This is a genomic window from Burkholderia cepacia ATCC 25416 (assembly GCF_001411495.1).
Lineage (GTDB): Bacteria > Pseudomonadota > Gammaproteobacteria > Burkholderiales > Burkholderiaceae > Burkholderia > Burkholderia cepacia.
Genome location: NZ_CP012981.1, coordinates 1,778,159 through 1,793,703 on the forward strand (window position 1 = coordinate 1,778,159; position 15,545 = coordinate 1,793,703).

Below are 15,545 nucleotides of genomic sequence, written 5' to 3' on the forward strand. Positions count from 1 at the left end.
ATTCACAGACAGCGCATGAAGATTCATATCAAAGGCGGCACGCTGATCGACCCGGTCGCCGGCACCGAACGGCAGGCCGACGTTTTCGTCGCGGACGGCAAGGTCGCCGCGATTGCCGACGCTGGCACCGCCGCGCCGGCCGGTTTCAACGCCGAGAAGACCATCGACGCATCGGGCCTGAGCGTCGCGCCCGGCCTCGTCGACCTGTGCGCGCGGCTGCGCGAGCCGGGCTACGAGCACAAGGCGACGCTCGCGTCCGAGATGGCCGCGGCCGTCGCGGGCGGCGTCACGACCCTCGTCTGCCCGCCGGATACCGACCCCGTGCTCGACGAGCCGGGCCTCGTCGAGATGCTCAAGTTCCGCGCACGCAACCTCCAACAGGCGAACGTGCATCCGCTCGGCGCGCTGACGGTCGGCCTCAAGGGTGAAGTGATCACCGAGATGGTCGCGCTGACCGAGTCCGGCTGCGTCGGCTTCACGCATGCCAACGTGCCGGTGCGCGACACGCAGGTGCTGCTGCGTGCGCTGCAGTACGCGAGCACCTACGGCTACACGACGTGGCTGCGTCCGCAGGACGCATTCATCGGCCGTGGCGGCGTTGCCGCGAGCGGCGCGCTTGCGTCGCGGCTCGGGCTGTCCGGCGTGCCGGTTGCGGCCGAGACGATCGCGCTGCACACGATCTTCGAACTGATGCGCGTGACGGGCGCACGCGTGCACCTCGCGCGGCTGTCGTCGGCGGCCGGCCTCGCACTCGTGCGCGCGGCGAAAGCCGAGGGGCTGCCCGTGACGTGCGACGTCGGCGTGAATCACGTGCACCTGATCGATGTCGACATCGGCTACTTCGATTCGCAGTTCCGGCTCGATCCGCCGCTGCGCAGCGAGCGCGATCGCGAAGCGATTCGCGTGGCGCTCGCCGACGGGACGATCGACGCGATCTGCTCCGACCACACGCCGGTCGACGACGACGAGAAGCTGCTGCCGTTCGGCGAAGCGACGCCGGGCGCGACGGGGCTCGAGCTGCTGCTGTCGCTGACGCTGAAGTGGGCGGACGAAACGCGTACGCCGCTCGCGCAGGCGCTGCGCCGCATCACGTCCGCGCCGGCCGACGTGCTGCAGCTGCCGGCCGGCCGCCTCGCCGAAGGCGGCGCGGCCGACCTGTGCGTGTTCGACCCGCGCGCGCACTGGCGCGTCGAGCCGCGTGCGCTGAAGAGCCAGGGCCACAACTCGCCGTTCCTCGGCTACGAACTGCCCGCCTGCGTGCGCACGACGCTCGTCGCCGGACAGATCGCGTTCGAGCGCCCCTGAACCACGCCGGACCTTCGCCATGATTGCCCTTCGCAAGCTGCGTCTCGTCTTTCACCTGTTGCGCGGCATGGCGATCGTCGCGCTGCGTTTTTCGCACGTCACGCCCGCGCGGCGTGCCGAGATGACGCGCCGCTGGTCGCTCAAGCTGCTGCGGATCTGCGGGATGCGCCTCGTCGTCCACAACGACGGCGCGCGGCTTGACGCGAGCGCGCTCGTGGTCGGCAATCACGTGTCCTGGCTCGACATCTACACGATCAACGCGTGGCGGCCGACGCCTTTCGTGTCGAAGGCCGAGGTGCGGCAATGGCCGGTCGTCGGCTGGCTCGCCGAGAAGCTCGACACCGTGTTCCTGCAGCGCGAGAAGCGCACCGAGGCGATGCGGGTCATGCACGAAATGGCCGAGCGCCTGCGCAACGGCGGGCTGATGTGCGTGTTTCCGGAAGGCACGACGACCGACGGGCAGGAGCTGCTGCCGTTCCATGCGAACCTGTTCCAGGCCGCGGTATCGGCGGGCTGCGCGGTGCAGCCGATCTGCCTGATGTACGAGGACGCGCAGCGGCGGCAGTCGGTCGCGCCGGCCTACACGGGCGAGCTGGCGCTCGGCAAGTCGCTCGACATGGTGTTGCGCGGTGGCCCGATCGTCGCGCATCTTTACGTGTGCGAGCCGATCGCGCCGGGCTGCGACCGGCGGGCGACGTCCGCCGCGGCGCGCGATGCGATCGCGGCCGCGCTCGCGACGCTGCAGGAGAAGGTCGGCAAGCCGTCGGCCGAGTCGCTCGCGGAACTGGCGAAGCATGCGTATCCGGCGACCGAGGTCGGTGCCGGCGCGGCAGGCAACGAGGCGGCCGACGCACCCGTGCCGGGGCGAGAGGGCTGACGCGTTGGGGCCGACCCACCTCCGGCCCCGCGAATCAGTCTCTCGTCACTCTCCGCCCGGTGAGCGGCACGCTTCGCACTGCACCTGCGTGACCGTTCGCTGCGCCGGATCGGCCGTCAGCCGCACGGCCGACAGCTGGTTACCCCACACACACCCCGAATCGAGCGCGACGAGGTTCTCTCGCAGCATCAGGCCGAGCGCGGCCCAGTGCCCGAACACGACCGTCACGTCTTCCGTGCGGCGCCCCGGTACGTCGAACCACGGCAGGTAGCCGGGCGGCGCGCTGTCGGGGCCGCCGTTCGCCTTGAATTCCATCGCGCCGTCGGGCGTGCAGAAGCGCACGCGCGTGAATGCGTTGAACGCGACGCGCATCCGGTCGCGTTTCTTCAGGTTGGGACTCCATCGATTCGGCTCGTTGCCGTACAGCTGCTGCAGCGTATCGCGCCAGTCGGGCGCGCGCAGCGCGCGCTGGAGTTCGTCGGCAAGTTCGAGCACCAGCGTGGTGTCCCACTGCGGCAGCACGCCCGCGTGCACGAGCAGCATTCCGTTTTCCGCATGCACGAACGGGCGATGGCGGACCCAGTCGAGCAGCGCGTCGGCGCCGGGGTCGTCGAGGATTTCGCCAATCGTGTCGCCCGGGCGCTCGGTGCGCAGGCCGGCGGAGACCGCAAGCAGGTGGAGGTCGTGATTGCCGAGCACGACGGTCGCGCGCGGGCCGAGGTCGACGAGCGCACGCAGCGCGGCGAGGGAGCCGGGGCCGCGGTTGACGACGTCGCCGGCGATCCATAGCGGGGTGTCGGCAGGCGGGGACAGCTTGTCGAGCAGCGACTGGAGAGCGGAATGACAGCCCTGGATGTCGCCGATTGCGATGGGGGTGCGGGTCATGAGAGGTAGGTTGTTACAAATCCTGACGCGGGTCGAAAAAGGATGCGATCGCTGCAACTCAACTGCGAGCGTATTCGGGGAATTTTAACGTATTGATTTGAATGAATATTTTTTCGGGGGAGGGTCCGGGGCGCTGTTTCAAGTTGTTAGCGACGTGGATTTTGACCCAACCCGCTTCTTATAATTGGTGGCCCTTCAACAAAATTAGCATTTCATGGTTTTGAGGGTTACGGTCAGCAGTTAGAATGCCCGCCTTGGGGGGACGTGCACGTCATCGTCGCGTCCGGAGTTCGTGGCGGCTCGCGCTTGAGGCACGCCATGCATGACTAGAGGGAGCCTCATGATTCTGGTGACGGGCGGCGCGGGTTTTATCGGCGCCAATTTCGTAATCGACTGGCTTAGTCAATCCGACGAGGCCGTGCTCAATGTCGATAAATTGACCTATGCAGGCAACCTTCGCACGCTGCAATCGCTGAACGGAAGCCCGAAGCACGTATTCGCCCGCGTGGACATCTGCGACCGCGCGGCACTCGACGCGCTGTTGGCCGAGCACCGGCCGCGCGCGATCCTGCATTTCGCGGCGGAAAGTCACGTCGATCGCTCGATTCACGGTCCGGCCGAGTTCGTTCAGACCAACGTCGTCGGCACCTTCACGCTGCTCGAGGCCGCGCGCCAGTACTGGAGCGCGTTACCCGACGCGGAGCAGGCCGGCTTCCGGTTCCTGCACGTGTCGACCGACGAAGTGTTCGGTTCGCTGTCCGCGACGGATCCGCAGTTCTCTGAAACGACACCGTACGCGCCCAACAGCCCGTACTCGGCGACGAAGGCGGGCTCCGATCACCTGGTGCGTGCGTATCACCACACGTATGGCCTGCCGACGCTCACGACCAACTGCTCGAACAACTACGGCCCGTACCAGTTCCCCGAAAAGCTGATTCCGCTGATGATTGCGAATGCACTCGCGGGCAAGCCGTTGCCGGTCTACGGCGATGGCCAGAACGTGCGCGACTGGCTGTATGTCGGCGATCACTGCAGCGCGATTCGCGAAGTGCTCGCACGCGGCACGCCGGGCGAGACCTACAACGTCGGCGGCTGGAACGAAATGACGAACCTCGACGTCGTGCATACGCTGTGCGATCTGCTCGACGATGCCCGACCCAAGGCACAAGGCACGTATCGCGACCAGATTACGTACGTGAAGGATCGTCCGGGGCACGATCGCCGTTACGCGATCGATGCGCGCAAGCTCGAGCGCGAACTCGGCTGGAAGCCGGCCGAGACGTTCGCAACCGGCCTCGCGAAGACGGTCTCCTGGTATCTCGACAACCAGGCGTGGTCGGACGAGGTGGCTTCGGGCGAATACCGCAAGTGGGTCGAGACCAATTACGCAGCGCGCGTTTGACAGGAGAGGCGATGGCACGCAAGGGCATCATTCTCGCCGGCGGTTCAGGCACACGGCTCTATCCGATCACGCATGCAGTATCGAAGCAGCTGCTGCCGGTGTACGACAAGCCGATGATCTACTATCCGCTGTCGACGCTGATGATTGCCGGCATCCGGGACGTGCTGATCATCTCGACGCCGCAGGACACTCCGCGCTTCGAGTCGATGCTCGGCGACGGCAGCCAGTGGGGGATGAATATCCGGTATGCGACGCAGCCGTCGCCGGACGGGCTCGCGCAAGCGTTCGTCATCGGCCGGGACTTCGTTGGCAACGAGCCGTCGGCGCTCATCCTCGGCGACAACATTTTCTACGGGCACGATCTCGCGAAGCAGCTCGAGCGGGCCAGCGCGAAGGATACGGGCGCGACCGTATTTGCGTATCACGTTCAGGACCCCGAGCGGTATGGCGTGGTCGAGTTCGACCGCGAATTCCGCGCGATATCGATTGAAGAGAAGCCGGCAAAGCCGCGTTCGAGCTATGCGGTCACGGGGCTGTATTTCTACGACAGGCAGGTTTGCGACATCGCAGCCGACATCAAGCCGTCGGCGCGCGGCGAGCTCGAGATCACCGATGTCAATTCGCGCTACCTGGCGGCGGGCCAGCTCGACGTCGAGCTCATGGGGCGCGGTTATGCGTGGCTCGATACGGGTACGCACGATTCCTTGATCGAGGCGGCGACGTTCATCGCGACGCTGCAGAAGCGTCAGGGGCTCATGGTTGCGTGCCCCGAAGAGATCGCGTACCGCCGCAACTGGATCGACGCGGAGCAGGTGCTGAAACTGGCACAGCCGCTCGCGAAGAACGCCTACGGGCTGTATCTCCGGAACCTACTCACCCATCAGGTCGCATGGCAATCCACGTAACGTCAACGGCACTGCCCGAAGTCAAGCTTATCGAGCCGAAGGTCTTCGGAGACGCGCGCGGGTATTTCTACGAGAGCTTCAACGCGCGCGAGTTTGCGGAGCACGTCGCTCCGGGTATCGAGTTCGTGCAGGACAATCACTCGCGGTCCGCAAAAGGCGTGCTGCGCGGGCTGCACTACCAGATCGAACACACGCAGGGCAAGCTGGTGCGCGTGGTTGAGGGCGAGGTGTTCGACGTCGCAGTCGATGTGCGCCGCAGTTCGCCCAATTTCGGCAAGTGGGTCGGCGTGACGCTGTCCGCCGACAACCATCGGCAGCTTTGGGTTCCGCCGGGGTTCGCGCATGGCTTCCTTGTGGTGTCCGAGTCTGCTCAGTTTCTCTACAAGACGACCGATTATTGGTTTCCCGAGCACGAGCGCAGCATTGTCTGGAACGATCCGGACATCGGGATCGCGTGGCCGCTGGATGGCGAGCCGCTGCTGGCCGTCAAGGATGCCGCGGGCATGCGGTTGATGGACGCAGATCTTTTTGAGTGAGGTCGTGATGAATTCCGAGTCGACGATCCTCGTAACCGGTGTCACGGGTCAGGTAGGTTTTGAACTGCTGCGCTCGCTGCAGGGGCTCGGCCGCGTGGTGGAGTGCGACCGCTCGATGCTCGATCTGTCTGATCTCGACCGGATCCGTGCTGTCGTGCGGGCGTTGCAGCCGGCCTTCATCGTGAATCCGGCTGCCTATACGGCCGTCGACAATGCAGAGGACGACGTCGATGCGGCAAGACGCATAAATGCCGATGTGCCGCGGGTCCTGGCGGAAGAGGCTGCGCGCAGCGGTGCGGTGCTGATTCACTACTCGACCGATTACGTGTTCGACGGAGCCAAGGCGGGCGCGTATACCGAGACCGATGCAGTGAATCCGCTGAACGTGTATGGGATGACCAAGCTTGAGGGCGAGCGTGCGATCGAGAACGCAGGGTGCGCGTACCTGACCTTGCGAACCAGCTGGGTATACGGGCGACGTGGCAGGAATTTCTTGCGCACGATGCTCAAGCTGGGCGCGGAGCGACCCGAATTGCGTGTGGTTGCCGACCAGGTCGGCGCGCCGACCTGGTCGAAAACAATTGCAGCCGCGACTGCGCACATCCTCTCCAAAGGGCTGGCGGCCCATGATGAGGCCTGGTGGCAGGCGCGCTCCGGAACCTATCATCTGAGTGCGGCCGGCGAGACGTCCTGGCACGGTTTCGCCAAGGCGATTCTCGGCATCGCGATGGGGGATGACGCACCCGCTGTGGTGCCGATTTCCGCGAGCGAGTTTCCGGTGCGCGCACGTCGCCCGGCGAATTCGCGCTTGTCCCACGGCAAACTCGCCGAGACGTTCGGCTTGCACCTGCCCGATTGGGAATACGCGCTGGGCCTCTGCATGGCCGACTGAAAGGGATCGCCGGTGGTCGGACCCCTGCATCGCCAGGTATTGACCGGGCGCGTCAGGGTAACGGGCAGTCGAGCAAGCGGCGGATCCCGTCACCGAGTTTTATCGTCTTGTCAGCCTTGCGTGCCGAAGCGAACCGCGATCGAGCGGGGATAGAACGATAGAACACTAGCCGAGAATGCCAGTTGCCGCGAAACGGGCGGCCCAGCTGTTTGCGCTCCGGATCCGCGATACCTCGTCGTGCGTCGTCCGGTATTCGAGTGCCTCGACAACGATTGAAGACAGGTTCTCGGATCCGCTCGAGAGGAATGTACCGGGTTCGTCGCACCGTGTTGCCATTTCTCCGAAGGGGGTCGAGATGACCGGTAATCCGAGCGCTCTGTACTCGTAATACTTGATCGGATCGACACCGTCCGTGAGCGGGTTGCGCAGGAACGGAATCAGGCCGACGTCGAAGTCCGACATCGCGGCAAGAGCGGCGGCGTGTTTCAGCGGCGGAAGAATCTGCACGTTCTCGGGCAGCGCGATTTGCGGGGGATGGAATAACGGCCCGATCAATCGAATCGTGTCCGCGGGGCGGCATTGCGCAAGCGCAGCGAGCCATTGCCAGTCGAACCAAGGCCCCATGGTGCCCAAGTAACCCAGTACATGCGGCCCGGCATGATCCGACGTCTTTTCGCGGAACGCCGGAAGGACGGCTGGATCGAGCCCGTTGTGGACCAGCCTGGCGTCAGGCCGAATACTGCTCCAACTCGAGCGCAAGCCCGAAGACGATACGAAAACCGTGTCGACCTCGCGCGCGACAGCGAGTTCGGTGCGTTTCATCGCCGAGCGCGAAACGCCTCGATAGAACGACGGGAAGTCGTCCATCCTGTCGTAGAGCGACCGGGCGGGACGAGCCGCTCGTAACAAGTCGAGCGCGAGCCCGGACGGCTTCCCGACCGCGAGAAGCGTGTTGCGCTCGGCGCAGAATTGCACGACGCGACGCGTGATGTCACGCCATCCGAATCGATTGATTGCGGTGCCGAGGGGCAGTGGCTCAAGCGGAAGGCTGCGGATGCGGACGACGTCGAGCCAAGGCGGCGCGGCCGTATGCGCGTCGGACTTGCCTTCGCCGGATGGACGGCGCAAGTCTTGAAGCATGGGCAGGCGGGTTGGATACGGATCGATCCAGAGCACACGGCCATGGGTTTCTTGATGAAACCACTCGACGAACTTGTGAGGTCGCTGTGCAAAGCTGCTCCATGGCACCGGCGACAGATAGACGAGTTGTTCGATCACACGCATTGTTCCCGGATGACGTCGAAAATCCGCTGGGCTGCCTTTCCGTCACCGTAGGGCGAAACGCCGCGTGCAACCTTGCCGTATTCGTCGGCGTTGTCGAGCATCAGTTGGACCGCATTGACGATCGTATCGGTTTGAGTGCCGACGAGCCTGACAACACCGGCTTCGACAGCTTCCGGGCGCTCGGTCTCGTCGCGCAACACCAGAACCGGTTTGCCCAGAGCTGGTGCTTCTTCCTGCACGCCGCCCGAGTCGCTGAGGATGAGGTACGAGCGCTGCATGGCGGCGACGAACGGCACATAGTCGAGCGGCGGGCAGAGTCGGATCCGGGCGTGGTGCGACAGCAGTTCGCGCGTCGTACGCTGGACGTGCGGATTGGGATGTACGGGAAACAGCACCTCGATGTCGTCGTTGGCGTCGACAATCTGGCGAATGGCATGGCAGATCCGTTCGAGCGGGGCGCCGAAATTCTCCCGGCGATGCGCGGTGACCAGAATCAGCCGTTTCGTGTCGTCGATATCGACGCCGCAGGACGGATGTGTCCGCAAGACAGTGTGAAGCGCGTCGATGACGGTGTTCCCGGTCACCCAGATCTGGTCGCTGGGGATGTTTTCATGCAAGAGGTTGTCGCGCGAACTCTCTGTCGGCGCGAAATGCAGCCTTGCGAGGCGCCCCGCGAAAACGCGGTTCATCTCTTCAGGAAACGGATTGCCGAGATCGCGGGTACGCAGGCCTGCTTCAATATGACCGAACGGTATATGCCGATAGAAGCATGCAAGCGCCGTGGCCATGACCGTCGTGGTGTCGCCTTGTCCCAGTACGAGATCGGGACGCTTGTCCACGAGCACGGCATCGATACCGTCAAGCAGACGCGACGTCAGGCTGGCAAGCCCCTGATTCGGACGCATGATGTCGAGATCGACATCCGGTTTGATATCGAAACAGGTCAGGATCTGGTCGAGCAGATCGCGGTGTTGCGCGGTCGCGAGCACGTGCACCTTGAATCCCGGATCCGCTCGCAAACGCAGGATGACCGGCGCCATCTTGATGGCCTCCGGTCGCGTACCTACGACGCACAGTATGGTTCTAGACATGCTGTCGCTACGAATCAATCGATGTAGTCCAGATAGAAATGCGAGTAATCGCGCCACTTCTCCTTGAAGTAGTTCGCGTTGCGAAGGAATAGCTTGCGATAGGCCTCGCTGCCGCTGTCGGCGCCGGTCGTTTGATGGGGCTGATGGCGGATTCCGGACAAATCCCGGTAAGTGACCTTCATTCCGAGTGCCTTGACCTGGAAGCACAGGTCCGTATCTTCAAAGCAGGTCGGGTCATAGAAGGTATCGAATCCTTGCGTCGCATCGAACGTGCGCCGACGCATGAAGAAGCCGCTGGTACCGAGGAAGCCGATGTCGGCACGATAGCCGTCGCGGATTGCCGCCGCGTTCATCGCCCGATTCGGACAATAGTCGGCGATCATGCCGCCGAGATCGGTGCGCGTGGCGTCGAACCAGCCTGCATTCCATCCGATGACGCCGACGCTCGCGTCGTTTTCCAGGACGTGCAGCGCTTCCTCGAAACCCGACGCGCCCACAAACCACTGATCGCTGTCGAAGAAGACGATGTACTTGCCCGTGCTGTGCTGAACGCCGAGATTACGTCCCGACGAGCAGCCATTCTCCGGGTTGCGGACCAGCCTGACGTTGGGAAATTCGCGCTCGACGAGCTCTGCACCACCATCGGAACTTGCGTTGTCGACGACAATCACTTCCGCTATGTACGGCGCAGCATGCTGGAGCAGGGTCTGCAGGCAGCGTGCGATGATGCCCGCGTTGTTGTGAATCAGGATAACGACGCTGACGTCGTGCCGGGGCTGCGGCGGGCACAGCTGCTCGACGCGGCCGAGCCAACTGTTGCCCGCAACGAAGATGTCGTCGTTTTGTATGACGGGTTCTGCCGCAGCGAGTGCGCCGCATTGCGCCGCGAACGACGCAAGGTCCGTGCGAACGTGTAACAGCGGGGTGGCTGTCACGCCAAGTTCCATCGAACACACGACTGGCTTGCGCTGAAGCAGCGCTGCATAAATACCTGCGGTGGAGTCGGCGCTGCGCAGGCTCCGCGCGCCAAGCGGGAAGAACATGAAATCCGCATGGGCGATGTAGGCCGGCACTTCGCTCGTGTGCCGCATGCCAAGCATGACGACGTTATCCGGCAGGCCCGGCGTCAGTTGCCCGTCGGCGATCACGCAGAACGTGACGTTGACGTTGCGCTCCGCGGTTTCCTTGAGCCACTGGTAATCCACCGAGTCGAGTCCGTCGACCGAGTAGAACAGTGCGACGCTGCGGCGCTTGGACGGCATGTCGCCCGGACGGTTGTACTGCTTGTAGACGTCGAAGACCGTATGAACCGCGGCACCGGGCAGCAGCTCGATTTTTTCCCGGGCACGCTGCGGGATGGTGTCTGCAAGTGCCGGCATGCCGACGGTGCATCGATCGGCATCGACGGCGATCGACTCGAGGATGCGCATGGCCTGGCCATCGTGGCTCCAGTCCTGTGCGACGTCGAGGATTGTTTCGAGCCCGCGATTGCGCGCGAACTCGAAAAAGGGTGTGACCCGGGAGTCGGGCACGCCGATGATCAATTTCGCGCTTTCCGATACCTGACCGAAAATGTCCTCGATCTTCGTCGGATCGATATATTCGTGAATCAATCCGGGAATGCGGGGCGTGAGCGGCGCGGGCGTCGATCCCGTATCCGGAGGCGCGACCAGATAGACAACGCGATGGCCCGCGGCGAGCGCCGTCGTGGTCAGTTGTGCGTAGCGATGCCCGGAACCAGCCCAGTCGTACGCGTGAGCGGCGATGACGATGATTTCTTCGCGTTGCAGCTTGGCTGCTGCGCGGAACGAGAGGCGTTGATCTTCCGCAGTCGGAGTGCCGCTTGCCACTTCGATGGCGGCCTGCTGGATCTGCTGCTGTGCTTGCTGATACCGGTAATGGCGTCGTGCAGCAGACACGAGCGCGCGTACGCCGCCATTGCGCAGAATATAGGCGGCACGGCTCATGTAGGTGAGAGGGGCGGACATGTACCGGCGAAAAAGCATAGAGGATCCCGAAGTGGAGTGAATTGCGGCTACGGCCACATTGGGTTGCGGGGGTGCTTCGGACTCGGCGTGACCCTGCTCGAATTGCCGGATCGTTGCCTTGAGGCTTGAAATTTTATCAGCTTGTTCCTCCGCCGCTTTTCGAGCGGAGTCCTTGAGCGTCGTCGTTTGCGCGGCATGCACTTGTGACGCGTGCTTGACGAACGCTTCCGCCGCGAGCAGTTTATGGTTCGCCAGTTCCAATCGGTTCTGAAGCTCGGCGACCTGTTCTTCCTGTTGCGCAAGCTGTGCGTCGCGGAAATGCAGCAAATCCACTGTTTTCCCGAGTTCCGTCTCAAGCTGGCCGACCCGTGCGTCTTTCTCGGCGAGTTGTGAATCGCGGTAGCGCAGCAGGTCGAGCGCCTTCTCGCTCATGCGAGCGGCGCCATTCTTTTGCCAGACGAGCTGCTCGAGCCATGTGCTCATCCAATCCAGCTGCTGGCTGCTCCAGCGGCGCGGGGCTCCGCCCGACGCGGCGCGAACGGCCGCAAAAGCGTGGTCCAGGACGGTTGAATGTACGCAGGCCGAAGCGTTTAGCGCATCGAGCTTTTCCTGCGCGATGATCCAGGGCGCGCCATCCGGGTGTGTCAGCCTGCGCACCGCGGCAGTGAAGTCTGCTGCGTCGTCGTTCAGTTGAAGGCGCAGCGACGCCGGAAGGCCCGCCATATCGTGCGCACGCGCCATCTTGACGTCATATTCCAGCGCCGCGACCGGGATCGATTTTCCGAGTGCGAGGATGCTTCCGTGCAGGCGCATCGAGAACGCGGCGTCGCACTCGCCGATAACCGCGAATGCCTCGTCGGGCGTGATCCCGTCAATGATGACACTTTCGATATGGGGCGACACCGCGAGCTTGAGGTGCTCGAGAAAGGATCGATCGGTGAGACGCTCGTGGTCGCCGACGCTCCATTGGAAGCCGAGCCACACGATCGACCAGCTGTCGTCCAGCGCTTCATTCAACGCGGAGACGAGTTTTTCTTCCCAGTTCCGGTTGAACTCCCACGATCGGGCAATGACCGCCAGCTTCTTCTTTGTCCCCAACGGGGCGAGTGTGCCGGAAACGTCGACTTCGGCGGGCGGGCGGCTGACGAATGCCCAGCCCGGATCAGCGCCGACGGGAATGTCCCGACTTACGCCGATATCGTGCAGAAGCGCCTCGGAGTCCGTATCGCGCAGCGAAACGTGATCCACATGCGTGAACACGTCGCGCGTGATGTCGCGGCTGTCCGGGTTGACCAGCGGTCCGACGCCGTGTGCCCAGATGACCGTGCGAACCCCGAACTGCCGAGCCATGTAAAAAATCCGCGCATAGCCCGCGATATCGTTTTGGGTCGGGTCGTAAAGTGCCTCGACGTTGAACGGATGATGATCCTGAAAGATGCCGCCACCGCCGAATACCAGCAGATCGGCGTCGGACAGTGCGCGGCCGACGGCACCGAGATTGAAATAGTCGACGGCGGCGATGCCGTGGGCATGCGTCGTATATTCGGGATTGATGCTCAGTGCGACGAGCTCGCCGCCGCGCTCCCGAACCTGGCGAGCGAGCAGGCCCAGCAACAATTCGTCGCCGACGTTGGGTGCGCCGTAATAGCCGACCGCGACGACCTTGATGCTGCGCGCTTGCATGGTGTCGTTCTCCGTCATCATTCGAACTCGAATACCGGACACGGCGCGAGCCACCCCGATCCACTGTTGTTTTCCGGAAGCACGTCGATGTGGCCACCATAGGGCAGGCGCGCGTGCCGCTTGTATTCGCCGGAGGCGATATCGCCGACGCCGACCGCCAGCACATAGCGGTTGCCGGAGAAGCTCGCGCGCATCTTCCAGGTGAACTGGTACGTTCCGGCGGACAGGGGCGGCAGCGCAATATTCATGTGCTGGGTGGTCGCGCTCCACAGCACGATATCGTCGATGCTTTTGATCTGAAGTCCGAAGCAAGGCTTCGGGTTCGGCTCGGACACGCTGATCGATACGACGACGCGGAACGCTTCATTGAACGAGAAGGTCGTGCGTTCCTTGCCGTTCGCATCCTCGATCTTCACGTCGAGAATCGACGTCCGGTCCGACAAGGCCGTCATGGCATCGCTTACCGCCGAGCTGGCGGGGGAATCGGTGTCGGTGTGCTGTGTCGGCACCTCGATGTCGATCGCGCTCCCGCCTTCTTCGTCGACGAGGTCGTTCGCATAGAGCTTGACCACGTCGCGGCACGGACCGTCCTTTACCAGCCGGCCCCGCTTCAGGTAGATGGCCCGGTCGCAGTACTCGACGAGGGTGTTGGTGGAGTGTGTTACCAGCAGGATCGTGACGCCTTCCTTCTGCATCTTCCGGATCCGCGTCAGGCATTTGGTCTGAAACGCGGTATCGCCGACCGCAAGTGCCTCGTCGACCACCAGGATATCGGGGGAGACGTGAATGGCTACCGCGAATGCGAGCCGGACGTACATGCCCGACGAGTAGGTCTTGACGGGCTGGTCGATGAATTCGCCGATGTCGGCGAACGCTTCGATTTCGTGAAAACGCGCGCGGATTTCTTCCGACGTGATGCCCATGATCCGTGCAGACAGCATCACGTTCTCGCGGCCGCTGAATTCCGGATTGAACCCGGCGCCGAGTTCCAGCAGTGCGGAGATCCGGCCGTTGACCGTGACCGAGCCGTCGCTCGGCGACAGCGTGCCGGCAATGATTTGCAGCAATGTCGACTTTCCGGAACCGTTTCTGCCAATGATTCCGATGGTCTCGCCCCGCCGGACGGGGAAAGAGACGTCGTGCAGCGCCCAGAAATCGCGACCGTATTGCCGGGAATTGCTCCCAGGGAGCTTGATGCGAGTCGCGAGCGAGTGCCGCAGCCGGTCCGCCGGTTTGTCGTAGATACGGAAGCACTTGGAAAGGTGCTCGACGTTGACGAGCAGCTGTTCCGTTTGGCTTGTAGGTTCAGGCTCGCGAGTTTGCATGAGAGGGAGCGAGTTAGCTTTCACGTGTTCAGCGCAGGCGGAAAAAAGACGATCGCACAGTAGGCTCAGGGGTCGGATGCTGACTTGCCTCGCGGCCACCACGGTGGCACGGCGAGGTCAGCATTCGTTCGGTTACCGCGAATGCATCAGCCTATTGTAGAGGTCCCGTTTGGTGCGAACGCACGCATCGAGATCATACTTGTCCTTCAGGAGCTGACGGGCGTTCGTGGACAGCGTCGCCAGCATCTCGCGATTCTGGGCGAGCTCGATGATTGTGTCGGCAAATTCAGCCGCCGTATCGCAAATGACGATATCCCGACGGTTGACGGCGCCCAGCCCCTCGCAGCCCTTTGCCGTGCTGAGAACGGGAATGCCGTTGCTCATCGCTTCCAGAATCTTGACGCGCACGCCGCCGCCTGAAAGCAGGGGAACAAACAGTAGATGTGCATCCGCCAGAATCGGGTCGAGCGACGGCACGAAGCCGTGAACGAAGATGTGTCGTCCGTCGTGCAGCGCCTTGAGATCGTCCGGCGGGTTGCCTCCGGTGAAATGGAGCTTGATGTTGTGCGTCTCGAGCTTGTCGCGTACCAGTGGGAGAATGTCGCGGACAAACCACGCAACGCCTTCCGCATTCGGATACCACCAGAAGCCACCCATCCAGAGCAGGTTGACCTCGTTGGTCGGCTTCGCTCGGTAGTCGGTGTCCTTGATCGGGAAGCACAGCGGCAAATAGTGCTTCTCCACGGGCGCCTTCACGCGCTCCATGTCTTCGCGTGAAATGAACGTCATGGCGTCGAAGCGCCAGACGTTGTCGATTTCGACGCGTCGGGCGTTGCGGCGGCTGATCTCGGCGATGCGCGCGACCGCTGCTTTTTTCCAGCCTGTCAGCTGCGCGGGAATCCAGAACGGGAAGAGATCGGATTCGATGTTGTGACTGACCAGGACGGCCGGCAACGCCGGGAAGAACTTGCGGAAAAACGCCAGATGACTGCTGTGCACCTCAAGCATGTCGATCTTCTTTTCCTTGACGATCCGGCGCGCACTGCGAATTGCCGCAGGGCTGAAGTAGCTCGCATCCATGAACGGAAGGCCATGGAAGCAATGGACCAGTGAATGCCATGCTCGTCCGGGCGTACCCATGTCGGCAGGCATGGCAGCCCGCGGCTCCACGTGGACCGATTTGAAATGTCGTTCATATAGCGAACGATTTTCCTCGATCTTCTTTTTTTCCTCGTCTCCACCGATGGTGAACAGATGGAAATCATACTCGTCGACCAGCGGCGCGAGCGTATTCATCACGTAGATCGGGCCCCCCGCGCTGGCAGGAAGCGGCGGGGACAGCGTAAAAACGAGGATGCTCTTTTTCTGCATA

Annotated in this window: 12 protein-coding genes; 6 read left to right on the forward strand and 6 right to left on the reverse strand. The window is 63.1% G+C overall.

What is annotated here, in order from left to right; all coding sequences use genetic code 11:
• The first annotated feature begins 15 nt into the window (after positions 1-15).
• Positions 16-1,305: a dihydroorotase gene (locus tag APZ15_RS08045; RefSeq protein ID WP_027788198.1), complete on the forward strand. Its 1,290-nt coding sequence runs from the start codon at positions 16-18 to the stop codon at positions 1,303-1,305.
• A 19-nt stretch (positions 1,306-1,324) separates the two neighbouring features.
• Positions 1,325-2,182 (forward strand): lysophospholipid acyltransferase family protein, encoded by an 858-nt coding sequence (locus APZ15_RS08050; protein ID WP_027788197.1) that lies wholly within the window; start codon positions 1,325-1,327, stop codon positions 2,180-2,182.
• Positions 2,183-2,227: 45 nt separating this feature from the next.
• Here APZ15_RS08050 and APZ15_RS08055 read toward each other — a convergent pair whose 3' ends face one another.
• Positions 2,228-3,067, reverse strand: a complete 840-nt coding sequence (locus APZ15_RS08055; RefSeq protein ID WP_027788196.1) for a symmetrical bis(5'-nucleosyl)-tetraphosphatase — start codon at positions 3,065-3,067, stop codon at positions 2,228-2,230.
• 340 nt (positions 3,068-3,407) lie between these two features.
• Here APZ15_RS08055 and rfbB point away from each other — a divergent pair, with 340 nt between their 5' ends.
• Genes rfbB through rfbD form a run of 4 tightly spaced genes read left to right on the forward strand, consistent with a single transcriptional unit; the run spans position 3,408 to position 6,802 of the window.
• On the forward strand, positions 3,408-4,469 hold the full coding sequence (gene rfbB, locus APZ15_RS08060) for a dTDP-glucose 4,6-dehydratase (RefSeq protein WP_027788195.1): 1,062 nt from the start codon (positions 3,408-3,410) through the stop codon (positions 4,467-4,469).
• Between the two features lie 11 nt (positions 4,470-4,480).
• The gene (rfbA, locus tag APZ15_RS08065; RefSeq protein ID WP_027788194.1) at positions 4,481-5,374 is read left to right on the forward strand and encodes a glucose-1-phosphate thymidylyltransferase RfbA; all 894 of its coding nucleotides are present in this window, start codon (positions 4,481-4,483) and stop codon (positions 5,372-5,374) included.
• A complete protein-coding gene (gene rfbC / locus APZ15_RS08070; RefSeq protein WP_027788193.1) occupies positions 5,359-5,910 on the forward strand; it encodes a dTDP-4-dehydrorhamnose 3,5-epimerase in 552 nt (183 codons plus the stop codon). The genes rfbA and rfbC overlap by 16 nt, the downstream gene beginning before the upstream one ends.
• Positions 5,911-5,917: 7 nt before the next feature.
• Entirely contained in the window at positions 5,918-6,802 is an 885-nt protein-coding gene (gene rfbD, locus APZ15_RS08075) for a dTDP-4-dehydrorhamnose reductase (protein ID WP_027788192.1), read from the forward strand.
• Between the two features lie 165 nt (positions 6,803-6,967).
• Here the strand turns inward: rfbD and APZ15_RS08080 are convergent, their stop codons facing one another.
• From APZ15_RS08080 to APZ15_RS08100, 5 genes are all read right to left on the reverse strand, one after another.
• Complete coding sequence (locus tag APZ15_RS08080) at positions 6,968-8,086, reverse strand: glycosyltransferase family protein (protein WP_027788191.1); 1,119 nt, start codon at positions 8,084-8,086, stop codon at positions 6,968-6,970.
• Complete coding sequence (gene wecB, locus APZ15_RS08085; protein WP_027788190.1) at positions 8,077-9,177, reverse strand: non-hydrolyzing UDP-N-acetylglucosamine 2-epimerase; 1,101 nt, start codon at positions 9,175-9,177, stop codon at positions 8,077-8,079. The genes APZ15_RS08080 and wecB overlap by 10 nt, the downstream gene beginning before the upstream one ends.
• A gap of 14 nt (positions 9,178-9,191) precedes the next feature.
• Complete coding sequence (locus APZ15_RS08090) at positions 9,192-12,869, reverse strand: polysaccharide pyruvyl transferase family protein (protein ID WP_027788189.1); 3,678 nt, start codon at positions 12,867-12,869, stop codon at positions 9,192-9,194.
• Positions 12,866-14,173 carry an ABC transporter ATP-binding protein gene (locus APZ15_RS08095; protein ID WP_049098416.1) on the reverse strand — a complete coding sequence of 436 codons (1,308 nt, stop codon included), beginning with the start codon at positions 14,171-14,173 and terminating at the stop codon, positions 12,866-12,868. Before APZ15_RS08095 ends, APZ15_RS08090 begins: the two co-directional genes overlap by 4 nt.
• Positions 14,174-14,305: 132 nt before the next feature.
• Positions 14,306-15,544 (reverse strand): glycosyltransferase family 4 protein, encoded by a 1,239-nt coding sequence (locus APZ15_RS08100; protein ID WP_027788187.1) that lies wholly within the window; start codon positions 15,542-15,544, stop codon positions 14,306-14,308.
• Position 15,545: the final 1 nt, after the last annotated feature.

Bases quoted from the DNA above. Each gene is read 5' to 3' on its own strand.
- APZ15_RS08045 (WP_027788198.1), top strand. From the start codon at position 16: ATGAAGATTCATATCAAAGGCGGCACGCTGATCGACCCGGTCGCCGGC.
- APZ15_RS08050 (WP_027788197.1), top strand. From the start codon at position 1,325: ATGATTGCCCTTCGCAAGCTGCGTCTCGTCTTTCACCTGTTGCGCGGC.
- APZ15_RS08055 (WP_027788196.1), bottom strand. From the start codon at position 3,067: ATGACCCGCACCCCCATCGCAATCGGCGACATCCAGGGCTGTCATTCC.
- rfbB (WP_027788195.1), top strand. From the start codon at position 3,408: ATGATTCTGGTGACGGGCGGCGCGGGTTTTATCGGCGCCAATTTCGTA.
- rfbA (WP_027788194.1), top strand. From the start codon at position 4,481: ATGGCACGCAAGGGCATCATTCTCGCCGGCGGTTCAGGCACACGGCTC.
- rfbC (WP_027788193.1), top strand. From the start codon at position 5,359: ATGGCAATCCACGTAACGTCAACGGCACTGCCCGAAGTCAAGCTTATC.
- rfbD (WP_027788192.1), top strand. From the start codon at position 5,918: ATGAATTCCGAGTCGACGATCCTCGTAACCGGTGTCACGGGTCAGGTA.
- APZ15_RS08080 (WP_027788191.1), bottom strand. From the start codon at position 8,086: ATGCGTGTGATCGAACAACTCGTCTATCTGTCGCCGGTGCCATGGAGC.
- wecB (WP_027788190.1), bottom strand. From the start codon at position 9,177: ATGTCTAGAACCATACTGTGCGTCGTAGGTACGCGACCGGAGGCCATC.
- APZ15_RS08090 (WP_027788189.1), bottom strand. From the start codon at position 12,869: ATGATGACGGAGAACGACACCATGCAAGCGCGCAGCATCAAGGTCGTC.
- APZ15_RS08095 (WP_049098416.1), bottom strand. From the start codon at position 14,173: ATGCAAACTCGCGAGCCTGAACCTACAAGCCAAACGGAACAGCTGCTC.
- APZ15_RS08100 (WP_027788187.1), bottom strand. From the start codon at position 15,544: ATGCAGAAAAAGAGCATCCTCGTTTTTACGCTGTCCCCGCCGCTTCCT.